At 73.1% G+C, this 23,958-nt stretch carries 19 protein-coding genes and 1 tRNA gene; 10 read left to right on the forward strand and 10 right to left on the reverse strand.

Going from position 1 to position 23,958, the window contains the following annotated elements:
• The first annotated feature begins 47 nt into the window (after positions 1–47).
• Positions 48–1,265 carry a cytochrome P450 gene (locus tag ABZ370_RS11915; protein WP_358619293.1) on the forward strand — a complete coding sequence of 406 codons (1,218 nt, stop codon included), beginning with the start codon at positions 48–50 and terminating at the stop codon, positions 1,263–1,265.
• Between the two features lie 110 nt (positions 1,266–1,375).
• Here ABZ370_RS11915 and ABZ370_RS11920 read toward each other — a convergent pair whose 3' ends face one another.
• Together ABZ370_RS11920 and ABZ370_RS11925 are read right to left on the reverse strand one after the other, a co-directional pair.
• Positions 1,376–3,025, reverse strand: coding sequence for an ABC transporter permease (locus tag ABZ370_RS11920; protein WP_358619295.1), 1,650 nt, complete (start codon positions 3,023–3,025; stop codon positions 1,376–1,378).
• On the reverse strand, positions 3,022–3,990 hold the full coding sequence (locus ABZ370_RS11925; RefSeq protein WP_358619297.1) for an ABC transporter ATP-binding protein: 969 nt from the start codon (positions 3,988–3,990) through the stop codon (positions 3,022–3,024). The genes ABZ370_RS11920 and ABZ370_RS11925 overlap by 4 nt, the downstream gene beginning before the upstream one ends.
• Before the next feature lie 101 nt (positions 3,991–4,091).
• Here ABZ370_RS11925 and ABZ370_RS11930 point away from each other — a divergent pair, with 101 nt between their 5' ends.
• On the forward strand, positions 4,092–4,655 hold the full coding sequence (locus ABZ370_RS11930) for a MarR family transcriptional regulator (RefSeq protein WP_358619298.1): 564 nt from the start codon (positions 4,092–4,094) through the stop codon (positions 4,653–4,655).
• A gap of 4 nt (positions 4,656–4,659) precedes the next feature.
• On the opposite strand, the gene ABZ370_RS11935 is transcribed toward ABZ370_RS11930, so the two are convergent.
• Positions 4,660–5,694 (reverse strand): hypothetical protein, encoded by a 1,035-nt coding sequence (locus tag ABZ370_RS11935; protein WP_358619335.1) that lies wholly within the window; start codon positions 5,692–5,694, stop codon positions 4,660–4,662.
• A 214-nt stretch (positions 5,695–5,908) separates the two neighbouring features.
• Between ABZ370_RS11935 and ABZ370_RS11940 the strand changes: the two genes are divergently transcribed.
• Positions 5,909–7,192, forward strand: a complete 1,284-nt coding sequence (locus ABZ370_RS11940; protein WP_358619299.1) for an adenylosuccinate synthase — start codon at positions 5,909–5,911, stop codon at positions 7,190–7,192.
• A 78-nt stretch (positions 7,193–7,270) separates the two neighbouring features.
• On the opposite strand, the gene ABZ370_RS11945 is transcribed toward ABZ370_RS11940, so the two are convergent.
• Complete coding sequence (locus tag ABZ370_RS11945) at positions 7,271–9,127, reverse strand: DUF4328 domain-containing protein (protein WP_358619301.1); 1,857 nt, start codon at positions 9,125–9,127, stop codon at positions 7,271–7,273.
• 308 nt (positions 9,128–9,435) lie between these two features.
• On the opposite strand from ABZ370_RS11945, the gene ABZ370_RS11950 reads away from it, so the two are divergent.
• From ABZ370_RS11950 to ABZ370_RS11960, 3 genes are all read left to right on the forward strand, one after another.
• A complete protein-coding gene (locus tag ABZ370_RS11950) occupies positions 9,436–10,806 on the forward strand; it encodes an aspartate aminotransferase family protein (RefSeq protein WP_358619302.1) in 1,371 nt (456 codons plus the stop codon).
• A gap of 176 nt (positions 10,807–10,982) precedes the next feature.
• A complete protein-coding gene (locus ABZ370_RS11955; protein ID WP_358619304.1) occupies positions 10,983–11,669 on the forward strand; it encodes a GntR family transcriptional regulator in 687 nt (228 codons plus the stop codon).
• Between the two features lie 170 nt (positions 11,670–11,839).
• A complete protein-coding gene (locus ABZ370_RS11960) occupies positions 11,840–12,490 on the forward strand; it encodes a hypothetical protein (protein ID WP_358619305.1) in 651 nt (216 codons plus the stop codon).
• Between the two features lie 32 nt (positions 12,491–12,522).
• Here ABZ370_RS11960 and ABZ370_RS11965 read toward each other — a convergent pair whose 3' ends face one another.
• Complete coding sequence (locus tag ABZ370_RS11965) at positions 12,523–13,272, reverse strand: SLATT domain-containing protein (protein WP_358619306.1); 750 nt, start codon at positions 13,270–13,272, stop codon at positions 12,523–12,525.
• 320 nt (positions 13,273–13,592) lie between these two features.
• Here ABZ370_RS11965 and purD point away from each other — a divergent pair, with 320 nt between their 5' ends.
• The 4 genes from purD (at position 13,593) to ABZ370_RS11985 (ending at position 19,810) form a co-directional block, all read left to right on the forward strand.
• Positions 13,593–14,900, forward strand: a complete 1,308-nt coding sequence (gene purD, locus ABZ370_RS11970) for a phosphoribosylamine--glycine ligase (RefSeq protein ID WP_358619336.1) — start codon at positions 13,593–13,595, stop codon at positions 14,898–14,900.
• Between the two features lie 227 nt (positions 14,901–15,127).
• The gene (locus ABZ370_RS11975) at positions 15,128–17,095 is read left to right on the forward strand and encodes a hypothetical protein (protein ID WP_358619307.1); all 1,968 of its coding nucleotides are present in this window, start codon (positions 15,128–15,130) and stop codon (positions 17,093–17,095) included.
• A 259-nt stretch (positions 17,096–17,354) separates the two neighbouring features.
• Positions 17,355–18,818, forward strand: a complete 1,464-nt coding sequence (locus ABZ370_RS11980; RefSeq protein WP_358619309.1) for a N,N-dimethylformamidase beta subunit family domain-containing protein — start codon at positions 17,355–17,357, stop codon at positions 18,816–18,818.
• 71 nt (positions 18,819–18,889) lie between these two features.
• Positions 18,890–19,810 carry a phosphoribosylaminoimidazolesuccinocarboxamide synthase gene (locus tag ABZ370_RS11985; RefSeq protein WP_358619311.1) on the forward strand — a complete coding sequence of 307 codons (921 nt, stop codon included), beginning with the start codon at positions 18,890–18,892 and terminating at the stop codon, positions 19,808–19,810.
• A 72-nt stretch (positions 19,811–19,882) separates the two neighbouring features.
• Here ABZ370_RS11985 and ABZ370_RS11990 read toward each other — a convergent pair.
• The 5 genes from ABZ370_RS11990 to ABZ370_RS12010 form a co-directional block, all read right to left on the reverse strand.
• A tRNA-Gly gene (locus ABZ370_RS11990) sits at positions 19,883–19,955 on the reverse strand.
• 93 nt (positions 19,956–20,048) lie between these two features.
• Positions 20,049–20,672: a response regulator transcription factor gene (locus tag ABZ370_RS11995; RefSeq protein ID WP_358619312.1), complete on the reverse strand. Its 624-nt coding sequence runs from the start codon at positions 20,670–20,672 to the stop codon at positions 20,049–20,051.
• Positions 20,669–21,934: a histidine kinase gene (locus ABZ370_RS12000; protein WP_358619314.1), complete on the reverse strand. Its 1,266-nt coding sequence runs from the start codon at positions 21,932–21,934 to the stop codon at positions 20,669–20,671. Before ABZ370_RS12000 ends, ABZ370_RS11995 begins: the two co-directional genes overlap by 4 nt.
• Positions 21,935–21,956: 22 nt before the next feature.
• Complete coding sequence (locus tag ABZ370_RS12005) at positions 21,957–22,736, reverse strand: ABC transporter permease (protein WP_358619338.1); 780 nt, start codon at positions 22,734–22,736, stop codon at positions 21,957–21,959.
• A gap of 87 nt (positions 22,737–22,823) precedes the next feature.
• Positions 22,824–23,732 (reverse strand): ABC transporter ATP-binding protein, encoded by a 909-nt coding sequence (locus tag ABZ370_RS12010; protein WP_358619315.1) that lies wholly within the window; start codon positions 23,730–23,732, stop codon positions 22,824–22,826.
• Between the last annotated feature and the right edge of the window lie 226 nt (positions 23,733–23,958).

The following is a 23,958-nucleotide window of genomic DNA, read 5'->3' on the forward strand; positions in this document are numbered from 1 at the left end:
GCCGAAGCCCTCTGGAGGACGGGCCGGTCCGGCGATACGGTCCGGTCATGAGCAGCGCAGCCCCCGCCTTCGACCCGTGGCAGCCGTCGTTCGTCGCCGACCCCTACCCGGCCTACGCGAGCCTCCGCGAGCGGGGCAGGGCGCACTGGTTCGCGCCCTCCCGCCAGTGGCTGATCCCGCACTTCGAGGATGTGCGCGCCCTGCTGACCGACCGGCGGCTGGGCCGTACGTATCTGCACCGCTTCACCCACGAGGAGTTCGGCCGCACCGCCCCGCCGCCCGAGCACGAGCCGTTCCACACCCTCAACGGCAACGGCATGCTGGACCTGGAGGCGCCGGACCACACCCGGCTGCGGCGCCTCGTCTCCAAGGCGTTCACCCCGCGCACGGTCCAGGAGCTGGTGCCGACGATCCGGCGGCTGGCGTCCGGGCTGGTGGACTCGTTCGTCGCCACCGGCGGCGGCGATCTCATCGCGGCGGTCGCCGAACCGCTGCCGGTCGAGGTCATCGCCGAGATGCTGGGCATCCCGCCCGCCGACCGCCCGGCGCTTCGCCCCTGGTCGGCGGACATCTGCGGGATGTTCGAGCTGAACCCGGGCGAGGAGACGGCGCGTCGCGCGGTCCGGGCGTCGGAGGAGTTCTCGGAGTATCTGCGCGGGCTGATCGCCGCCCGCCGCAAGGCCCCGGGCGAGGATCTGATCAGCGCGCTGATCGCCGCGCACGACGAGGGGGACCGGCTCTCCGAGCAGGAGATGGTGTCCACCTGTGTGCTGCTGCTGAACGCGGGCCACGAGGCCACCGTCAACACCACCGGCAACGGCTGGTGGACGCTCTTCCGCCACCCCGACCAGCTGGACCGGCTGCGGGCCGCCCCGGACGCGCTGCTGTCCACAGCCGTGGACGAACTGCTGCGTTACGACACTCCGCTTCAGCTGTTCGAGCGCTGGGTCCTGGAGGACATCCGGGTCGGCGACACCCTCATCCCGCGCGGCAGCGAGGTCGCCCTGCTCTTCGGCTCGGCCAACCGCGATCCGGCCCGCTTCGAGCGGCCCGGCACGCTCGACCTCGCCCGCGCCGACAACCCCCATCTCAGCTTCGGCGCCGGAATCCACTTCTGCCTGGGCGCCCCGCTGGCCCGTATCGAACTCGCCGCGTCCTTCGGCGCGCTGCTGCGCGCCGCGCCGGGGCTGCGGCTGGTCCGGGAGCCGGAGTGGCAGCCGGGGTATGTGATCCGCGGGCTGACGGAACTCCTGGTGGAGGTCTGACCCGGGGACCCCGCGCACACGACTCGGCGCCGGACCCGCCACAGGGGAGTGCGGGTCCGGCGCCGAGGAGGATGCCGGGGAAGGACGGGGCTGACCGGGGCTGACCGGGGTCAGCCGATGTCGCGGCGGCGCAGGGCCACCAGCCCTCCGGCGGTCAGGACGGCCGAGGCCAGCACCATCCACACGAACGGCGCCGCGGTGACGTGCTCGCCGGGCAGCTTGGGCAGATGGCTGAACGGCGAGGTGTTCATGACGGCCTGCGACACCTTGAGCGCCGGGCCCATCCAGCCGAGGGCGACCACCCAGCCGACCACCCCCCAGGCGGCGGCCGAGTACTTCGGCAGCACCCCGATGAGCAGCACCGTCAGGCTGGTGACCAGCCACACCGCGGGGGTCTGGGCGAGCGCGGCGCCCAGGACGCGCGGCAGCGAGCCGCCCACGTCGCCCGCCGCCAGCCCGTAGCCGAGGCCCAGCGCGAGACCGCCGACGGCGAGCACGGCGACCGGGCCGAGGTAGGAGATGACCAGGTGACTGGCGGCCCAGCGCAGTCGGCCGACCGCGTTGGACAGCAGCGGTTCGGCCCGCTGGTCGGTCTCCTCGCCGCGCAGCCGCAGCACGGAACTGGCGGTGTAGACGGTGAGGATGGTGCCGAGGATGCCGACCATGGAGGCCAGGAAGGCGTCGTTGAGCCCCTGGGCGCCGCCCATGCGCTCGATGATCTCGCGGGTCTGGTCGCTGTCGCCGAGGAACTTGTCGGCGCCGTCCGAGATGGCGCCGAAGATGGCGCCCGCGAAGACGAACCCGGCGGCCCAGCCGACCAGGGCGCCGCGCTGGAGGCGCCAGCCCAGGCCGAAGACGCCCCGCAGGAACGGCCCCGCGGCGGGCGGCCCGGGGCGGGTCGCGTAAAAGCTGGCCCCGACATCGCGGCGGCCCGCCAGGGAGTACGCGACGGAGATCGACGCGGCGGCCAGCACCGCGATCAGCAGCAGGGCCCACCAGCGCTCGGCCGCGAACGGCCGGGCGTACTCGGCCCAGCCCAGCGGCGAGAGCCAGGTCAGCACATGGCCGGAGCCCTTGGAGCCGTCCTCGGCGGCGTCGCCCGCCATACGCAGCACGAACGCCACGCCGACGACGGCCGCGGACAGCCCCCGGGCGAGCCGCGCGCTCTCGGTGAGCTGGGCGGCGATGGCGGCCAGACCGCCGAAGGCCATCCCGGACAGGCCGACGGCCAGCCCCAGCGCGACCGCTCCGCTGCCGCCCTGGCCCGCGAGCCCGCCCGCGACCAGCAGGGTGACGGCGCCGTTGGCGATGGCCACGGTGAGCAGCGCCGAGGTGAGGCCCGCGCGGCGGCCGACCACACAGGAGGACAGCGCCTCCTGGCGGCCGGTCTCCTCCTCCTCACGGGTGTGCCGGATGACGATGAGCAGGCTCATGATCGCGGCGAATACGCCGAGGAAGGCGCCCACCCGCCAGACGGTGAGCGCGCCGAGCGAGTCGCCGAAGGCGGTGCCGAACAGCGCGCGGGTCGCCCCGTTGCTGTTCATGTCCGCCACCAGCTGGGTGCGCTTGGCGGGGGTGTCGTAGGCGCTGTCGAGGCGGCCGACGGTGCTGGAGGCCGTCAGCCCGAGGCACAGCACCCACACCGGCATCATGATCCGGTCACGGCGCAGCGCGAGCCGCAGCAGTGTGCCGGTGCCGGTCAGATCACGGGACGCCCCACGGGCCCGGCCGGTGACCCGTGCGTCGGCTACGGCGGTCATCGGACGATCGCCTCTTCGGTGTCAGTGCCGGTGTCAGTGCCGGTGCCGGTCGCGGCCCCGGTCTCGGCGTCGGTGGGGGTGATGTCGTCCTGGTAGTGGCGGAGGAACAGCTCCTCCAGGGTCGGCGGGGTGGAGGTGAGGCTGCGCACGCCCGCCTCGGTGAGCCGCCGCAGCACGGCGTCCAGCTTGTCGCTGTCGACCTGGAGCTTGACGTGGCGGTCCTGGACGTCGAGGCCGTGGACACCGGGCAGCCCGGACAGCCCGGTGGGCGGGGCGGCCAGCTCGGCGGTCACCGACGTACGCGTCAGATGGCGCAGCTCGGCGAGCGAGCCGGACTCGACCCGCCTGCCCTTGCGGATGATGCTGACCCGGTCGCACAGCACCTCGACCTCGCTGAGGATGTGGCTGGAGAGCAGCACGGTGCGCCCGCGGTCGCGCTCCTCGGCCACGCACTCGCGGAAGATCTCCTCCATCAGCGGGTCGAGCCCGGAGGTCGGCTCGTCGAGGATCAGCAGCTCGACCTCGGAGGCGAAGGCGGCGACCAGCGCGACCTTCTGGCGGTTGCCCTTGGAGTAGGTGTGGCCCTTCTTGGTCGGGTCCAGCTCGAACCGCTCCAGCAGCCGCGCGCGCCGGGTCTGGTCGAGACCGCCGCGGAGCCGCCCGTACAGGTCGATGACCTCGCCACCGCTCAGGCTGCGCCACAGGGTGACGTCTCCGGGGACGTACGCGATGTGCTGATGGAGGTCGACCGCATCGTGCCAGGGGTCCTTGCCGAGGAGCTGGACCGCACCGGAGTCGGCGCGCAGCAGTCCGAGCAGGACCCGGATGCTGGTGGATTTCCCGGCGCCGTTGGGGCCGAGGAAGCCATGGACCTCACCTGCCTCGACTTCGAGGTCGAGGCCGTCCAGCGCGTGGGTCCGGCCGAAGGACTTGTGCAGGCCGGACGCGGAGATTGCCGTCTTCATGATTTCGAAGCTACGCTACTTTCACAAATTTGTGAAGTTAAGGAACCATATAAACTTATGATGATGTGACGAAGAGGGGAGATGATGAGCCGGTGAGGGAGATGATCGAATCGGACCGCGCGCCCGACGCAGCACATGAAGAAGTGCCCGACGCAGCACAAGACGCAGCAGATGACGTACGTGACGACGAGGCGGTGTCCCGGTTCGTCGAGCGGTTCGCCGCCGACCTCGTCGAGGCCGGGATGCAGCGGATGGGCGCCCGCGTCTTCGCCGCCCTGCTCGTCTCCGACTCCGGCGCGCTCACCTCCGCCGAACTCGCCGAGCAGCTCCAGATCAGCCCGGCCGCGGTCTCCGGCGCGATCCGCTACCTGGCTCAGGTCGATCTGGTCGCGCGGGAGCGCGAACCGGGCTCCCGGCGCGAGCGCTACCGGCTCTACAACGAGGTCTGGTACGAGACGATGACCCGCCGCGACCAGGTGCTCACGCGCTGGGAGTCCACCATGCGGGACGGAGTGAAGATCCTCGGCCCCGGCACCCCGGCCGGGCAGCGGGCTTCCGAGACCGCCGAGTTCTTCGAGTTCATGCAGACGGAATTGCGCTCGCTGCTGGAGCGCTGGCGCGCCCACCAGGCGGCGGCCCGCGCCGACGGGGCCGAGGCGCCGTAACCGGTCAGCGGCGGTGCGGCAGGGTGAGGCTCCACGCCCCGGCCAGCACCGTCCAGGTCCGGCTGCGCACCGGGCCGCGCACCAGCGCGTCCGAGTGGTAGCGGAAGTCCTGGCCGGAGACGGTCACGGCCCGGGCCCGCGCCGTGACCGGCCCGTCGCCGCCGTCCCCGGCGTGCGGATGGACCACCACCTCGGCCAGCCCGCCGCCCGGCGCGGCCGTCGACACCGAGACCCCCTCGACCTGCCGGTCCAGATCGGTCAGCAGCACCCCGTCCGCCTCGACCCGCAGCCGCTGCGGGGGCGGCTGCGCCCGGCGCCCCCGGCCGCCCCCGCCGAGCCCCATGACCGGCGACAGCAGGGTCAGCGCCGTCCGCGCGGTGCGCGCCGCCGGGGTCCACCAGGGGTGGTGGCCGCCGGCGGCACAGCCGCCGTGGCGCCGCGGCCCCGCCTCGCCGCCGGGCCCGGCCATACCGTCGGCCCCGGCCGCGCCGGGGTCCTCGGCGTACGGATCGCAGCCGCAGTCGCAGCCGCCCGGGGGCACGCCGTCCGGGCCGACGCCCATGGCGCCGTTCGCGGCGCCCGGCCCCATGGGCCCGGCCGCGCCCGGTGGCGCCGTACCGGCCGCGCCGTCCCCGCCGGGGATGCGCAAGCCGCCGAGGACCACCCCGCCGCTCTCGTCCACCAGCAGGTCACGCGGGCGGGCGGCCCCGTCGAGCACCGTGCGCGCCGCCGCGACCGCGTCCGTCGGCACGCCGAGCGCATGGGCGAGGGCGACCGTGGCCGCCCCGCCGACGGGGACGACGGACAGCGCCGCGTCCGCCAGCTCGCGCTGCCGGTGCAGCAGCTCGACGACCCGCAGCAGGGCCCGGTCGTCGCCCACCACCACCGGCCGCCGCCCGCCGCGCCGGGCCAATGCCCGCTCGACTTCCTCGGGGCCGTCCGGCAGGCAGATTTTCGTTTGCGCGCCCGCACACAGCACATCTTTCGCGATGCGCACCGACTCCCCGTCCGTTCGCCGGGCGGTGGGGTCGATGACCATGAGCAGGCGGCGCCCCCGGACGGTGTCCGGCGGAGAGTGCCAGGGGTCTGGAGCCGACACCTCGGTCCTTCCTCAGGTAATCTCTCGGTGCAAGAGCCCCTGTCGCTGTTGCGCCAGGGGCTTCGTCTATCCGGGGCACCGGTTCGACGGCTCTTGTGGTGGCGCACGCCACCACGCACGTTGGACATGCCCCGCCCGGAAGGGGTGTACGCCTGTGCCCGCACTTGTGCTGCTCGGTGCTCAGTGGGGTGACGAGGGCAAGGGGAAGGCCACCGACCTGCTCGGTGGCTCGGTCGACTATGTGGTCCGCTACCAGGGCGGCAACAACGCGGGCCACACGGTGGTGGTCGGCGACCAGAAGTACGCCCTGCACCTGCTCCCGTCCGGCATCCTCTCGCCCGGGTGTACCCCCGTGATCGGCAACGGCGTCGTCGTCGACCCCGCGGTCCTGCTCTCCGAGCTGAGCGGGCTGAACAAGCGCGGCGTCGACACGTCCAAGCTGCTGATCAGCGGTAACGCGCACCTGATCACGCCGTATCACACGACGATCGACAAGGTGACGGAACGCTTCCTCGGGAAGCGGAAGATCGGCACCACCGGCCGTGGCATCGGCCCGTCCTACGCCGACAAGATCAACCGCGTCGGCATCCGGGTCCAGGACATCTTCGACGAGTCGATCCTGCGGCAGAAGGTCGAGGCCGCGCTCGACTTCAAGAACCAGGTCCTCGCCAAGCTCTACAACCGCCGCGCCATCGCCGTGGACCAGGTGGTCGAGGAGCTGCTCGGGTACGCGGACCAGCTCGGCGGCTACGTCGCCGACACCACCCTGCTGCTGAACAACGCCATCGACCAGGGCCAGGTCGTGCTCTTCGAGGGCGGCCAGGGCACCCTGCTCGACGTCGATCACGGCACGTACCCCTTCGTCACCTCGTCCAACCCGACCGCGGGCGGCGCCTGCACCGGTACGGGCGTCGGACCGACGAAGATCAACCGGGTGATCGGCATCCTGAAGGCCTACACCACGCGCGTCGGCGCGGGCCCCTTCCCGACCGAGCTGCTCGACGAGGACGGCGAGAAGCTGCGCACCATCGGCGGCGAGCGCGGTGTGACCACCGGCCGTGACCGGCGCTGCGGCTGGTTCGACGCGGTCATCGCGCGCTACGCGACCCGGGTCAACGGGCTCACCGACTTCTTCCTCACCAAGCTCGACGTCCTCACCGGCTGGGAGCGCATCCCGGTGTGCGTGGCGTACGAGATCGACGGCAAGCGGGTCGAGGAACTGCCGTACAGCCAGACCGACTTCCACCACGCCAAGCCGATCTACGAGACGCTGCCGGGCTGGACGGAGGACATCACCCAGGCCAAGACCTTCGACGACCTGCCGAAGAACGCGCAGAAGTACGTGCAGGCGCTGGAGGACATGTCCGGAGCGCCGATCTCGGCGATCGGCGTCGGCCCGGGCCGCGACGAGACGATCCAGATCAACTCGTTCCTCTGACACCCGTCCCCACTGGGTTCTCGCGGCCCGCACGACGGCGTCACCGCGCCGCGTGCGGGCCGTCGTGCGTCACGCGTGTCAGGCCGCGGGCGGGCCGAACACGCCGACGGGCGCGGGCTGCTGTTGCTGCTGCCGCCGCTCCGCCCGCCGCTTCTCCTGCATCCGGGTCAGCTTCACCACCACGACGATGGCCAGCACCCCGGCCAGGAGCGAGACGACGTCGTCCGCGATGTGCCCGGCGACCCCGATCCGCGCGTCCTCGTTCTCCGCCTGGATGAACATCGACAGGAAACCGGCCGACGGGGCGCTGAAGCACATCAGCACGAACATCAGCCACCACCAGTGCAGCGCCGCCCGGGACCGCCGTCCGGGGCCCGGGGGAGTGCTGGCGGTCCAGATGTCGTTCACGATCTGCTTGGGAATCCACAGCAGGGCGACCGGGATGAACCACGCCCCGACGGCGTATCCGCTGCCGAACCGCAACCGGCCGGGGGACAGGGCCGAGGCGTTGACGTAGGCGCGCCGGAACCAGAACAGCCACAGCACGACCAGCGCCAGCACGCAGGTGGCCAGGGAGCCGTCCAGCGATGCCACCGCCGCCGACCTGCGGCCGACGGCGGTGGAGGTCACGTCGTCGTCGGCCAGATCGCGATACGAGCCGAACAGCGACATGTTCAGGTACAGATCGCTGACCGTCAGCACCAGCCAGAGGCTGAACACGGTCACCAGGGCGTTCCGCAGCCCGCGCAGCGAGCGCAGCTTCCCGCCCTGGGGCGGTGAGCCGACCGGGGTCTGGCCCACCGGCGTCTGATAGCCGCCGCCCTGCTGCCAGGGCTGGCCCGGCTGCTGCGCCAGGTGCCCCGCAGGCCCGTTCATCGGGTACCCGTACGCCGCCGGGGCGCTCGGCGCGCCGTACGCCGACGGGGGGTGGGGCGTCGAGGGCCCGGGGGCCGGAGTGCCCGTGCTCGGGGTGGCGTACCCGCTCTGCGGCGCGGCGGGCGCCGGAGCCGTCGCCTGCTGATGCGGGTTCTCGGCCTCCAGCAGCTGCAGCGCGTCCCGGCCGAGCCGGGCCAGCAGCCCGCCGGGCAGCCAGGGCTCGGCGGCATCGGGCGCGGCCGCCTCGGTGTACGTGATCAGATCCTGCACCGACGGCCGCTGCGCGGGGTCCTTGCTCAGACAGGCGCTGACCAGGCTCAGCAGCCCCTCGGGCAGCCCTTCGAGATCGGGCTCCTCCTGGGCTATTCGGTACATCAGCGCGTGGATGCCGCTGTCCACCCGGCCGAACGGCTGCCGCCCGGTGGCCGCGAACGCGAGCACCGACCCCAGACAGAACACATCGCTCGCCGTGGTCACCGTCTCGCCGCGCACCTGCTCCGGCGACATGAACCCCGGCGAGCCGACGACCGCGCCCGTCACCGTCAGATTGCTGTTGCCGCCGCCCACCGCGTCCAGGGCGCGGGCGATGCCGAAGTCGATGACCCGCGGGCCGTCGATGGTGATCAGGATGTTGGACGGCTTGAGATCGCGGTGGATCAGCCCCGCACCGTGGATGTCGCGCAGCGCCAGCGACAGCCCGTGCGCCAGGACCCGCACCGACTGTTCGGGCAGCGCCCCGAAGTCATCGGCCACCACCTCGTGCAGCGATGGTCCCCCGATGTACCCCGTGGCCACCCAGGGCACGGCGGCCTCGGTGTCGGCGTCGAACACGGGCGCGGTCCACTGACCGCCCACCCGTCTCGCCGCCTCCACCTCACGCTTGAACCGGCCCCGGAAATCCGGCTGCCGGGCGAGTTCGGCCTGTACCAGCTTCACGGCGACGGTACGGCCACGGGCCGAACGGGCGAGATACACCTTGCCCATTCCGCCCTCGCCGAGCCTGCCGAGCAGCTGATACCCGCCGATCCACCGCGGGTCCTGGGCCCCGAGGTTCTCCATCGCGGTGTGGCTCCTGTCCGTGTGCCGATGGTCCCCGTACGCCGATCGGCCGATCAGTTCAGACGGGTGAAGGTCTGGGTCATCGTCTCATCGCTATAGCTGTCCGGGACTTCAAACACGGCCCGGAGCTTGTCCTTTCCAGACGCGGTGAAAGTGCGCGAGGTTCCCGCCCCGCACAGATCTCCACGGGCCCGACACAGTGCCGGGCCGTCCGGCCGAAGCTGTACACCTTGGCGGTGTGCGGCCGGTCCGGGGGCTCCGTACGCTGGGGGGCGCCCCAGACCCGCGAGCGATCCGAGGTAGCGAACGTGTCCGTGCAGCCCACGCACCCCACCCCCGATCCCGCCGCCGGCGCCGCCGTCAAGGCCGCCGACCGCGCGCATGTCTTCCACTCCTGGTCCGCGCAGGGGCTGATCGACCCGCTCGCGATCGCGGGCGCCGACGGCTCGTACTTCTGGGACTACGAGGGCAACCGCTACCTCGACTTCAGCTGCCAGCTGGTCAACACCAACATCGGCCACCAGCACCCCAAGGTCGTCGCCGCCATCCAGGAGCAGGCGGCGAAGATGTGCACGATCGCGCCGGGTTTCGCCGTGGACGTACGGTCCGAGGCGGCGCGGCTGGTCGCCGAGCGCACGCCCGGCGACCTGGACAAGATCTTCTTCACCAATGGCGGCGCCGAGGCGGTCGAGAACGCGGTCCGCATGGCCCGGCTGCACACCGGCCGCTCCAAGGTGCTCTCCACGTACCGCTCGTACCACGGCGCCACCGCCGCCGCGATCAACCTGACCGGTGACCCGCGCCGCTGGCCCTCCGACACCGCCTCGGCCGGTGTCGTCCACTTCTGGGCGCCGTTCCTCTACCGCTCGCCGTTCCACGCCGAGAACGAGGCGCAGGAGTGCGAGCGCGCGCTGCGCCACCTGGAAGACACCATCGCCTACGAGGGCCCGGCCGGTATCGCCGCGATCATCCTGGAGACCATCCCCGGCACCGCCGGGATCATGGTGCCGCCGCCCGGCTATCTGGCCGGGGTCCGGGAGATCTGCGACCGGTACGGGATCGTGTTCATCCTGGACGAGGTCATGGCGGGCTTCGGCCGCACCGGCCACTGGTTCGCGGCCGACCACTTCGGCGTCACCCCGGACCTGCTGACCTTCGCCAAGGGCGTCAACTCCGGCTATGTGCCGCTCGGCGGCGTCGCGATCTCGGCCGAGATCGCCGCCACCTTCGACCAGCGGCCCTACCCGGGCGGCCTCACCTACTCCGGGCACCCGCTGGCCTGCGCCTCCGCCGTCGCCACCATGAACGCGATGGCGGAGGAGGGCATCGTGGAGAACGCGGCCGCGATCGGGGAGAACGTGATCGGCCCGGCCCTGAAGGAGATCGCCGAGCGCCATCCGTCGGTCGGCGAGGTGCGCGGTCTGGGCGTCTTCTGGGCGCTCGATCTGGTCAAGAACGAGGAGACGCGCGAACCGCTCGTCCCGTACAACGCGAGCGGCGCGGCCAACCAGCCGATGGCCGACTTCGCGGCCGCCTGCAAGCGCGGCGGGCTCTGGCCGTTCGTGAACATGAACCGAACTCATGTGGTGCCGCCGTGCACGGTCACCGAGTCCGAGGCCAAGGAGGGCCTGGCGATCCTGGACGAGGCGCTGCACGCGGCGGACGCCCACACCGCGTAGCAAGTCCTCACCGTGGCGTCACGTCCCCTTCACACCCCATAGCCACATATAGCCGTCCGGTGTAGACCACCACCTGACTCTGCGTACTTTGCGCAACGGCCCTCGCATATCGTGATGCGAGGGCCGTCCGCTTCCGGATGACATGACACGACGGCCGCGGAAGGAGACGGTCCTCGATGCCCGTGCCCGGCACCAGCCCGGTCAAGCGGAACACCCTGCGGCAGCAGATCGCCGACGCGCTGTGTGACGAGGTGCTCGCGGGCAGACTGCCGGCGGGGCGGCAGTTCACCGTCAAGGAGATGGCCGACCACTACGGCGTCTCCGCCACCCCGGTCCGCGAGGCCCTGCTCGACCTGTGCTCGCAAGGGATGCTGGACGTCGAGGAACACCGTGGCTTCAAGGTCCACGAGTTCACCATCAAGGACTTCCGGCATATGGTCGACGCCCGCAACATGGTCGTCGAGGGGCTGTTCCGGCATGCCGTCGAGCAGACGCTGAACACCATGAACCCGCAGTCCCTGGCCTCGGTGCGGCGCCGTGCCGAGGCCGCCGAGCGGGCCGCCCGCTGCGGCGACCTCGACATCCTCATCGGCTACGACCTGCGCTTCTGGCGCGAGATATGCGGGCTGGTCGGCAACCCGTACATCACCGACTTCCTCCAGCGGCTGCGGATGCAGACCTGGGTCTTCACCGTGCCCTATCTGCGCCGCGTCCCCGATCTGCGCGGCGAGCTGTGGGCGGGCCACGGCGAGCTGACCACGGCCGTCACCCGCCGTGACCCCGTGGCCTCCGAGCGGCTCATATCGGCGTACAACGCGCACTTCCGTGCGCTCATCGAGCGGTTGGTCACCGACGCGCCCTGAGGCCGCCCCCTGAGGCCGCCCCCTGAGGCCGCCTGCTGAGGCCGCCCCCTCGGGCCACTCTCCGAGGACGCCCCCGAGAGGGACAGCCGCCGTTTGCGCTCTTCGCGCCGCGTACCCGGGGCACTACGCTGAACCGACCAGCGACCATACGGATACGAGAGTGAGATCGCGTGGCCTGTGACCTCTGGCTGGTCCCCCTCGTCGATGTGCTGTGCCACAGCCCCGACAATCCCTTCGCCGACGAGATCGCCACCTACGACAAGGCACTCGGAGAGGCCGGTCTGCCGCCGGTGCCCGTCCTCGGATACATGCCGGGCCTGTCCGGGGATGTCGCCCCGGTAGCCGGATTCGACTACGACGCACTCCACTTCCTCCGCCGCGCCTACCTCCTCCAGGTATGCGGGCTGGAAGTCTCCCCGGTCGACGAACTCGGCGGGGACTACGAGCAGTTGCTGGAGATGTTCGAGCCCACGGCCAAGCAGTCGCACCTGGTGTGGCACTACGACCACGCGGGCGCCTACGTCCCCGTCGACTTCCCGGGCCCGCTGACCAACGACGAACTCATGGAGGGTGGCGGCCCGCTGGGGTCCAGCCATGGGCTGCTGCGGGAGCTGGAGGCGGTCGCCCCGGCGCTCGGCATCGACCCGTCCAACCCCCCGGCCGCCCCCGCGCCCCCCAGCCGCCCGACCAGCCTGGAGGAGCCGGCCACGCCCGGACCGTACGAGGACAGCCCGTTCGCCCGCGAACGCCATGTCTGGCTGGGGCTGCACGCGGCCGCGACCCGCAGCCTGGGCCAGGGCTCGATGATCCTCTTCAGCTGATCCCCGGCCCCGGCCCCGTGGCGTCTCGCGTCTCAGCGGGGCGGCTCGGGAGGACGCTGCCGCGGCATGTTGGGCCGGGTGCTGCCCGGCGGCAGCGGAAAGCGGTACGCGGGGCTCCCGCTGTCCGGGCGGGAGCCCTGGGCCACCAGGGACTGGGTGAACAGCGCATGGGTGAACATCGGCGCCGACCCCGAGCCGAAGTCCACCATCCAGCCCGCGGTCTCCATCCGCACCAGCTCCGAGACGTCCTCGCAGAACCGCCGCAGCACCGCCAGACACCGCTCCACGGCCTCGGACGCGGTGCCCTCCGTCGGGCCCAGCACCTCCCGGACGCTCTCCGACGCCCAGTCGAACTGCAGCGACTCCAGCCGCCGCTGCACGGCCTGCGCCGTGGCCACATCCCGCATCCAGCCGGACGTCAGCCCGAAATACCGGTCGCAGCCCACGCACGCGACGGCCAGCAGCAGCGCCAGCGCACCCCACCCGGCCGCGCCGCCCAGCGCCCCGGTCAGCTCCAGCAGCGGCAGCACGGCCCCCGTCACCGCCCCCACCGCGGCCCCGGCCCGCAGCGCCCGGGCGGCCCGCCGCTTCCACAGCCGGTCGGCCAGATACCAGTCGCCCACCCGCAGCGCGCCCTCCTCGACCCAGCGGTACAGCTCGTCGAGGCTCTCGGCGGGCTCCCCCCAGTCGCCGTGCGGGAAGGACCGGCCGAGCAGGTCCTCCCGCGTCCTCGCCCCCTCCTGCCGAGGGAGTTCCTCGGGCTGCATCTCCGGCTGACTCACCCGTGCAACTCCCTCTGCGGTGGTGTTTCTCCTAGGTCCTGTCCGGCGGATCTTCGTGGCCCCGCGAAGATCCGCCGGACAGGACCTGGCGCGGCTGATGCGCGACGACCATTCCTACCGCCGAACGGCTGGCCACGCGGCCACGATCACGGGTATTCCGCCCATAAGTGGTGGACATCGGATATAGGGCCCCATCCCCGCTCACCCGAAAGAGTGCCCGCCCGCCCCGGACCACGCCCCGCCCCCGCCCTCCGCGGCGGCGCCGGGCGGGGGCGGGGGCGCGGGGCGGGCCCGACGGGGGAGGCCGTAGGGTGCCTACCGTGAAGGTCCTCGTCATCGGCGGCGGCGCCCGCGAACACGCCCTGTGCCGCTCCCTCTCCCTCGATCCCGACGTCACCGCACTGCACTGCGCGCCCGGCAACGCCGGTATCGCGGAGGTCGCCGAGCTGCACGCCGTGGACGTCCTCGACGGCGCGGCCGTCGCCGACCTGGCCGCCGCGCTGGAAGCGGAGCTGGTGGTCGTCGGCCCGGAGGCGCCGCTCGTCGCGGGCGTCGCCGACGCCGTGCGCGCACGGGGCATCCCGGCCTTCGGACCGTCCGCCGAGGCGGCCCGGCTGGAGGGGTCGAAGGCGTTCGCGAAGGACGTCATGGCCGCGGCGAACGTGCCCACCGCCCGCGCCTACGTCTGCACCACCCCCGCCGAGGTCGACGAGGCCCTCGACGCGTTCGGCCCGCCCTACGTGGTCAAGGACGACGGCCTCGCCGCGGGCAAGGGCGTCGTGGTGACCGGCGACCTGGCGGCGGCCCGCGCCCACGCGCTGGCCTGCGGACGCGTGGTGATCGAGGAGTTCCTCGACGGCCCCGAGGTGTCGCTGTTCGCGGTGACCGACGGCGAGACCGTCGTACCGCTCCAGCCCGCCCAGGACTTCAAGCGCGCGTACGACGGCGACGAGGGCCCGAACACCGGCGGCATGGGCGCCTACTCCCCGCTGCCGTGGGCCGACCACGCCCTGGTGGACGAGGTCGTGGCCACGGTCTGCCAGCCCACCGTCGACGAGCTGCGCCGCCGCGGCACGCCCTTCTCCGGGCTGCTGTACGCGGGGCTGGCGATCACCTCGCGCGGGGTGCGGGTCATCGAGTTCAACGCGCGCTTCGGCGACCCGGAGACCCAGGTCGTGCTGGCCCGGCTGAAGACTCCCCTGGCCGGTCTGCTGAAGGCCGCCGCGACCGGTGCGCTGGCCGCCGAGCCGCCGCTGCGCTGGAGCGAGGGCTCGGCGGTGACCGTCGTGATCGCCTCGCACAACTATCCCGATACGCCGCGCACCGGCGACCCGATCACCGGGCTGGACAAGGTGGCCGCGGAGGACGCGCCCAAGGCGTACGTGCTGCACGCGGGTACCAAGCGGGACGGCGCGTCCGGCGACGTGGTGAGTGCGGGAGGCAGGGTGCTGTCCGTCACCGCGTCCGGCTCCGACCTGGGCAAGGCCCGGGAGCGGGTGTACCGGGCGGTGTCCCGGATCGGGCTCGACGGCTCCCACCACCGGACCGACATCGCGGCGAAGGCAGCCTCCGAGGGCGCTGACAGTGCCGAGGGCGCAGCCAGTGCCGATGATGCGGCAGGCGCCTGAGCCACGCCCCCGGGCCGGAGTTCCCGGTTCTCCCCAAGGCCATTCCATCGGGTGAGGGCTTCCCCCATCCTGCTGACGCACGCCCCGCCTCCAACTACTGTGCCGCTCAGGCGAGGTGCGGCAACTGGCCCATCGGCATTGCGGAGCGGGCGGCCGGTGCCACAGTGGGGGAGTAGACAACGCCGCCGTCGTCCGCTGTTCAACCACCGGCCGGACAGTAGGGGGTGATGAGAACCGTGGCAGGTCCGGAAGCAGGTGCACTGGCGGCACGCGCCCGTGCCCTCGCCGTACTGCGTATCCGGGGCGCCGCGCTCGCGGTCGCCCTCCTTCCGGCCGCGGTGGCGGTCGTGCTGCTGGCCGGCAGCGCCACCGGGCGCATCGGCGGCGGTTCGCACGACGAGGGCTGGTCCGCGCTGCGCTGGGCGGTGGTCGGCGGTGCCCTGCTGGTCCTGCTGCTGGCGGCGGGGGTGGCCGCCGTGGTCGTCCGGGCGAAACCGGCGCTGACCCCCACGGTGCCCATCGCCGAGGAGACGGCCCCGGACCTGTACCGGCTGGTCCGCGACCTCGCGGAGCGGCTGGAAGTGCCCGTGCCGTCGGCCATAGCGCTCACCCCGGACTGCGACAGCTGGCTGGAGGACCGCGATCATCCGGCGCACGGCGGCAAGCGCGGCAAGGGCGGTGACAAGGACCGGCACCCGCCCGATGAGTCCCCCGCGGAGCACACCGTGGGCCCCCCGGGCACGGATTCCGCGGGCGGTGCCCGGAGCGACCGCGTCACGGGCCGTGCGGGGGAGGGGCGGCGGGAGCGCCGTGCGCCCCGGGCCCCGGTCCTGGTGATCGGATCGCCGTTCCTGTGGTGGATGCGGGTCGCCGAGCTGCGCGCGCTGCTCGCGCCCGTGGTGGCGGGCACCGGCCCGTCCGTCCACCCGGACATAGCCGCGGCCCGTCGCTTCGTGCGCGGGCTGGACGCCGCCGTGGCGGTCGCGGCGTCCCATGACGACGACCCGGCGGCCGGCGGCGGCACCGGCACCCGGCTCGGCCGGGCCGTCCGCCGCCCCGCCCTCGCCTTCCTCGGCTGGGTCGCCCGGCTGCTGCTGCGCAACTGCCGGGACCACGCCGCCCAGATGGAGCGCGCGGTCGCCGCGGCCGCCTCCGAGCGGGCCCGGGCGGTCGACTACGGGCTGCGGATCGTCGCCCAGGAGCAGGTGGGCCTCGCCTACGCGGGCTGGGACCGGCTGCTGACCCGGGTCGCGCTGCCCGCCTGGCGGATGGGCCGCTGGCCGTCCCGGCTGGACGCGGGCGTGGTGGCCGCGCTGACCGAGCTGTCCCGCCGGGACCGGCTCGCCGAGGGGTTCGCCTCCCGGCTCAGCGAGCGGCCCGCCTGCGATCTGCTGGAGGAGCCCGGGCTGATCGACGAGGCCACGTCGCTGCTGGCCGCGCGGCTCTTCCACGGCGGCCCCCCGGAACCGGGCCCGGACTGGTCCCCGGTCGACTGGGCGCAGTATCCGGAAGAGGTCGTGGACCGCAAATGGCGCCAGGAGGCGGCCCGCCTCCACCGGGTCCTCGACGAGCGTACGGACCCCTCCGGCCCGCCGCCGACCCCCGCGAGCACCCCCACCCCGCCGACCCTGGCCCGGGTCATGGACCGGCTCACCGCCCCCGTCCCCGAAGGCACCGCCCCGGAAGGCACCAGCTCCGAAGGCACCGGGCCCGAAAGCCGCGGCCCGGAAGGCGCCGCCCCCGACGGCACCGCCCCCGAAGGCACTGACACCGAAGGCACCGGCGGCCTCGGAGAGGACCTGGCGGCCCGGCTCACCGTGGAACTGGCCCGGGAGGAGGCCGCCGCCCACCGGGCCACCGCACAGGCCCGTCAGGCCCGTACGGCGGAGGGCGCGGTCGGCGACCCCTGGATCGACGGTTTCGCGCCGCTGCTCCCGCTCCAGCCGCCCCGCACCGGCCGTGAGCTGCTCGCCGACCATGTGACCGCGATGGTCTGCTGCGCCGCCGTGGACACCGCGGGCGCCGCCCCCGGCCTCGACTGGCTCGACGGCCCGGCGCTCATGGTGGCCGGGCGCCGCCGCGCCGACCTGTCCCATCCGGTGCTCACTCTGGTCGAGGACGGCGACGCGGCCCCGCTGCGCAGCTGGCTCGCCGAGGTCGGCGTCCGCCCCGAGAAGCCGGTCCGGCTCGTCTGATTCGTCCGGACCGGCACGGACTCGCGGCTTACGGATCGTTTCCGTTTAAAGAATTCGCGACGATCGGTGACGGAGTGGGTGCGTAATGTGATGTGCTGGGACCGGTCGCTGCCACCCGGCCCAGCGGACCGGCCCACCGGCCCGGTCCACCGAACCGGACCCGCGGACCCGGACCCACAAGGCCCGGACCGGCGGGACGGGAACGCAACGGCAGCGAGGCGACGGGACGCCGCCGGGGCACGCAGGGAGGGGAACGAGGATGGGGACGGACCAGATCCGGCGCTGGGAGTCCGGGGCTTTGGCCCACGCGGTGACAGATCCATTCGGCCAGGGCCCACTGCCCTGGCTGCGCACCAGCGAGAACTACGTCGACGACACGGGCCATGTGGTCCCCTGGTACGCGGACCATGTCCACGCCCCCGGGACCATGGTCAGGATTCCCGGCCCGCGCACCGCCGACGATGTGCGCCGCCAGATCAAGGGCTTCGCCTCGACCTCCGCCGCCGCCCCCGGCGAGGCCATCGACTTCCGCATCACGGTCGACCCGCCGCAGCAGTTCGGCGTGGACATCTACCGCATCGGCCATTACGGCGGCGACGGCGCGTCGAAGATCACCACCAGTCCGCGGCTGTCGGGCATCGTGCAGCCGCCGCCGCTCACCGCCGACCGCACCGTCTCCTGCCACCACTGGTGGCTGTCCTGGCGGCTGCAGATCCCCTCGTACTGGGCGCTCGGGGCGTACGTGGCCGTGCTCACCACCGTGGACGGCTACCGCAGCCACATCCCGTTCACGGTCCGCGACACCCGCCCCGCCGACCTGCTCCTGGTCCTGCCCGACTTCACCTGGCAGGCGTACAACCTCTACCCGGAGGACGGCCGCACCGGCGCCAGCCTCTACCACGCCTGGGACGAGCGGGGGAAGCTGCTCGGCGAGTCCGAGGCCGCCGTCACGGTCTCCTTCGACCGGCCGTACGCGGGCGCGGGGCTGCCGCTCCATGTGGGCCACGCGTACGACTTCATCCGCTGGGCCGAGCGCTACGGCTACGACCTGGCCTACGCCGAGACCCGCGATCTGCACGCCGGTGGCGTCGACCCCACCCGCTACCGCGGCCTGGTCTTCCCCGGCCACGACGAGTACTGGTCGGCCCCGATGCGGCGCACCGTCGAGCGGGCCCGGGACAGCGGCACCTCGCTGGTCTTCCTCTCCGCGAACACCATGTACTGGCAGGTCGAGCTGGCCCCCTCGCCGTCCGGCCCGGACCGCCTGCTGACCTGCCGCAAGCGCCGCGGCCCCGGCCGCGCCGCGCTGTGGCGCGAATCGGCGCCCGAGCAGCAGCTGATGGGCATCCAGTACGCGGGCCGGGTGCCCGAACCGCGCCCGCTGGTCGTGCGCAACGGCGACCACTGGCTGTGGGAGGCCACCGGGGCGGCCGAGGGCGACGAGCTGCCCGGGCTGGTCGCGGGCGAGGCCGACCGCTACTTCCCGCGCACCCCGCTGCCAGAGCACCTGCGCCGCATCCTGCTCGCCCACTCCCCGTACGAGGACGGCGAGGGCGCCACCCGCCACCAGGACACCTCGCTCTACCGCGCCCCCAGCGGCGCCCTGGTGTTCGCGTCCGGCACGTTCGCCTGGTCTCCGGCGCTGGACCGGCCGGGTCATACGGACGAGCGGGTGCAGCGTGCGACGGCGAACCTTCTGGACCGCATCTGCAAGCGGGCGTGAGGGGCAGCGCCGCCGCTGGGAGGGCGTGGGGCAGAATCGTGGTGGCTTGGACAGAACCACCAGGAGGATGCGTGTCCGGATTCGTCGAAAAGCCCGAACCGGTCGCGGTTCCGGGCCTTGAGCACCTGCACACCGGCAAGGTGCGCGACCTCTACCGGACCGAGGGCGGCGACCTCGTCATGGTCGCCAGCGACCGGCTGTCCGCGTACGACTGGGTGCTGCCCACCGAGATCCCCGACAAGGGCCGGGTCCTCACCCAGCTCTCCCTGTGGTGGTTCGACCTGCTGGCCGACCTGGTCCCGCACCACGTCCTGTCCACCGAGCTGCCCCCCGGCGCCCCCGCCGACTGGCAGGGCCGCACCCTGGTCTGCCGGTCGCTGCGGATGCTCCCGGTCGAGGCCGTGGCCCGCGGCTACCTCACCGGCTCGGGCCTCGTCGAGTACGAGCGCGGCCGCACGGTCTGCGGCCTCGCCCTGCCCGAGGGGCTGACGGACGGCTCGGAGCTGCCCGCCCCGATCTTCACCCCGGCCACCAAGGCCGAGGTCGGCGAGCACGACGAGAACGTGTCGTACGAGGAGGTCGCCCGCCGGATCGGCGCCGAACCCGCCGCCCATCTGCGTCAGACCACCCTCGCGGTGTACGCGCGGGCCCGTGACATCGCCCGTGAGCGGGGCATCATCCTCGCCGACACCAAGTTCGAGTTCGGCTACGCGGAGGCGACCGCCGACGCGGAGGGCGCCGAGCTGGTCCTCGCCGACGAGGTGCTGACCCCCGACTCGTCCCGCTTCTGGCCCGCCGACACCTGGCAGCCCGGCCGCGCCCAGCCGTCGTTCGACAAGCAGTACGTCCGCGACTGGCTGACCTCCCCGGCCTCCGGCTGGGACCGGCACGGCGAGCAGCCCCCGCCGGCGCTCCCGGCCGAGGTCGTGGAGCGGACGCGGGCGAAGTACGTCGAGGCGTACGAGCGGCTGACCGGCATCAGCTGGTCGTAGGCGCAGAGGCAGGCGCAGGCGCAGACAGCACGACGAAGGCCCCGGTCGCGGTGACCGGGGCCTTCGATCCGGAGCGGACGACGAGGTTCGAACTCGCGACCTCAACCTTGGCAAGGTTGCGCTCTACCAACTGAGCTACGTCCGCACGCACCGTCGGTTTCCCGTTCGATGCGTCTCCACTATAACCAAACCTCCGGCCGCCGCCACCACCGCCCGGAACAAACCCCCACAAGCCCTCCTATAGCCACCCCCGCTCGCGCGCCGCGCGGGCCGCCGCGTGGCGGTTCTCGGCGTGCAGCTTCGCCGCCGCCGCCGCCGACAGATAGTTCCGCACCGTCCCCGGGGACAGCGCCGCCCGCCGGGCGATCTCCGCGATCGACGCCCCGTCGGCCGCCAGATCCAGCAGCTCCGTCTCGCGCGCGGTGAGCGGCGAGTCGCCCGCGCTGATCGCGTCCGCGGCCAGGTCGGGGTCCACGTAGCGGCTGCCGCCGTGCACCGTGCGGATGATCTCGGCGAGCCGCTGCGCCGAGGCGGTCTTCGGTACGAACCCCCGCGCCCCCGCCTCCAGCGCCCGCTTCAGGTGCCCCGGTCGGCCATGGCTGGTCACGATCATGGTCCGGCAGTCCGGCAGCTCGGACCGCAGCACCGCCGCGACCCCCACCCCGTCCATGCCCGGCATCTGGAGGTCCAGCACCGCCACATCGGGCCGGTGCGCCCGCGCCATCGCCATCGCCTCCGGGCCGGAGGCGGCCTCGGCGACCACCAGCAGGTCGTCCTCCAGGGACAGCAGCGCGGCGAGCGCGCCGCGGATCAGATGCTCGTCGTCGGCGAGCAGCACCCGGATCACCCCGCCGTCGTTCATACGGCACCCTCCAGCGGGAGTTCGGCCCGCAGCCGGTACGTCCCGACGCCGTCGCCGGGACCGGACTCCAGCGTGCCGCCGAGCGCCGCGAGTCTCTCCCGCAGCCCCTTCAGCCCGCTGCCCTCCCCGGTCCCGGTCCCGGTCCCGGCTCCTGCCCCGGTACCGGCCCCCGTTCCGGTCCGGAGTCCCGTGGGTACCCCGTCGTTCTCCATCTCCAGCACCGCCGTCCCCGCGTGCACCCGCACCCGGACCGCGCACCGCACGGCGTCCGCGTGCCGCAGCACGTTCGTCGTCCCCTCGCGGACCACCCACCCCAGCGCGGACCGCACCGCCTCGGGCAGTGGTGTGCCCCCGCCGTCCTCGGACGGGCAGTCCACGCGGCAGTCGACCCGGGCGGCGCGCAGCACCGAGCGCGCCCCGGCCAACTCCACCTGCAGATCCGCCTCCCGGTAGCCGCGGACCACGCCCCGGACCTCCATCTGGGTCTCGTGCGCGATCCGCTGCACCTCCACCATCTGGGTCACGGCCTCGGGCCGCTCCCGCCGCGCCAGCCGCACCGCCAGCTCGCTCTTGAGGGCGATCACCGCCAGGTTCCGTCCCATCACATCGTGCAGGTCCCGGCCGAACCGCAGCCGTTCCTCCGCGACCGCCAGCCGCGCCTGCACCTCCCGGTTGGCGTCCACCTCGTACATCACCTGCAGCATCCATACCGAGCAGCGGACCGTGAACAGACACAGCGCACAGGTGGCGGCGACCCCGAAGGCGGCCCCCGCCGCGGCGGCGGCCCCCGGCCGGATCACCGCCTCCGCCACGGCCACCGCCGCCGCGAGCCCCGCGTGCAGGGTGAAGTAGGTACGGATCGGCACCAGCAGCGCGTATCCGATGGCGAACGGCCCCACGCTGAGAATGACGAACCGGGTGGCCGACCCCGCGTCGTACGGCCCGCCGGTCGCCTGGAGCACCATCCCGGCGGCCAGCCCCGCCGCCGTCAGCGCGGCGGTGAGCGCGGGCAGCCGCGGGCCCACCGGGCAGTCGCGCAGCGAGTGGTCGAGCCCCCGGCGCAACAGCGGGACGGTGAGCACGTTCTGTGCCAGGGACAGCCCGAGCAGCGACCACGCCGGCGCGGGCGCCGCGTTCCGCACTCCCTCGACCAGCACGTCGACCACCGAGATCACCAGGAACCACGGCACCGTGTACAGCGTCCACCGGGTGAACAGCTCCACCCGCGTCAGCCGGGTGCCCCTGCGCCATCGCCGTATCACGAACCCCGTATCCCCTCGCTCGTCAGCGCCGCGGTTCCCAGGGGAACCGCTTCCGCACGGCCCACCCTGCCAGCACCGTCCAGGCCAGCGCCGTGGCGAGGGCGCCCAGGGCGTCGGCCGCGCTCATGTCCCCGGTCCAGCCCGCCCGTACGAGATCGACCACCGGGGTCAGCGGCAACAGCTCGCACACCGACGCCACCTGGTCCGGCATCACCTCCAGCGGGACGAACAGACCGCTGCCCACCATCGAGATCATCATCATCGGCACCGGGGTCAGCTGCGCGGACTCCGATGCCTTGGTGAACGCGGCGGTCGCGGCGGCCAGCATCACCATCTGCACCAGGCCGACGGCGATCCCGGCGATGGCCAGATACGGGGCCTTGGGGGCGGGCACCTCCAGCGCGACGCTCACCGAGGTCACCAGCAGCACGCATTGGGCGAGCCCGAGCAGGACGGCGGGGAGCGCGGCCCCGGCCAGGATCTCGGTATCGGTCAGCTCCCCGGCGCGCAGCCGCTTGAGGACCCGCTCCTCACGGCGGATCACATAGACGCCGACCAGGTTCATGTAGACGGCCATGACCAGGGCCATACCGATCGAACCGGGCAGCAGCATCGTGCCCGGGTCCAGCCCGGTGCCCTTGAGGTCGACGCTGTCGACGGCCGTCTTCATGCTGTACGTGAGCATCCCGGGCAGCAGCAGCGCGTACGTCAGCGCGGCCTTGTTGCGGGCCAGCAGGGTCAGTTCGCCGCGGGCCAGCGCCCACACCCGCCCCCGTGCGGCGGTCGTCGGCGCGGAACTCATGGCGGTCGGCGTGCCCGCGGTACTCGTAGCGCTCACTGTGCTTCCCCCGGTGCCGTGTCGATGGTGCTCGCGATGTGCAGGAACGCCTCACGCCTCCTCCAGCGAGGCCGACCGGGCGTCGAGCCCGCCGAGCACGATCCGCCGCTCCCGCGCCCACAGCAGCACCTCGGTGGCGGTGTGCTGGAGGTCACGGGTGCGCAGCCGTACGGCCTGGCCCAGCGAGTCCCGTTCGAGGGCGCCCAGCGCGACGGGCGGCGGCAGTTCGCCGGGGGAGACGCCGTCGGGAAGGGTGAAGGAGAGGTGCGAGGGCCGCGCGGCCACGATGTCCGTGACCCGCCCGGAGGTGGCTATCCGCCCCGCGTGCATGATCGCGAGCCGGTCGGCCAGCGCCTCGGCCTCCTCCAGGTAATGCGTGGTCAGCAACACCGTGGTGCCCTGGTCGCGCAGGGCACGCACCAGCTCCCAGGTGTCCCGCCGGCCCTCCGCGTCCAGGCCGGTGGTCGGCTCGTCGAGGAAGAGCACCTCGGGCCGCCCGAGCAGGGCGAGCGCCAGGTCCAGCCGCCGCTGTTCGCCGCCGGAGAGCATCTTGACCCGTACGTCCGACCGCCCGGCCAGCCCCACCAGCTCCAGGCTCTCCCCGACGGGCCGGGCGCCGCTGGTGCACCCCGCCCACATCCGCGCGGTCTCGGCGACCGTCAGCTCGGACGGGAGGCCGCCCTCCTGGAGCATCATCCCGATCCGCGGCCGCACCTTCCCCCGCTCCCGGTACGGGTCGTGGCCGAGGACCCGCACCGCGCCGCCGGTCGGGGCGGCGAGCCCTTCGAGGAGTTCGAGGGTGGAGGTCTTGCCCGCGCCGTTCGTGCCCAGCAGCGCGAACAGCTCACCGCGCGCCACCGAGAACGAGACGCCCCGCACCGCGTCGAACCCCCGCGCCCCGCTCGGCCCGTATCTCCGCCGCAGCCCGTCGACCGCGATCGCGCTCTCCGTCGCATCCATGCCTCCAGGCTTTCGCCGCCTGGGGAGCACTTGTAGTGCGCGCTGTCATCAGCCCCGATGACAAATGTCATCGGGGCGCGGGGCCGGACATCAAAAAGGCTTGAGGCGCCGGTCGATTCGACCGGCGCCTCAAGCCTCTGTGGAGCGGACGACGAGGTTCGAACTCGCGACCTCAACCAATGCAAGGTTTCGGACAACCCAAAGAGCTACGACCCCCAGGCTCCGA

This window comes from Streptomyces sp. NPDC005962 (assembly GCF_040629205.1).
Classification (GTDB): Bacteria; Actinomycetota; Actinomycetes; order Streptomycetales; family Streptomycetaceae; genus Streptomyces.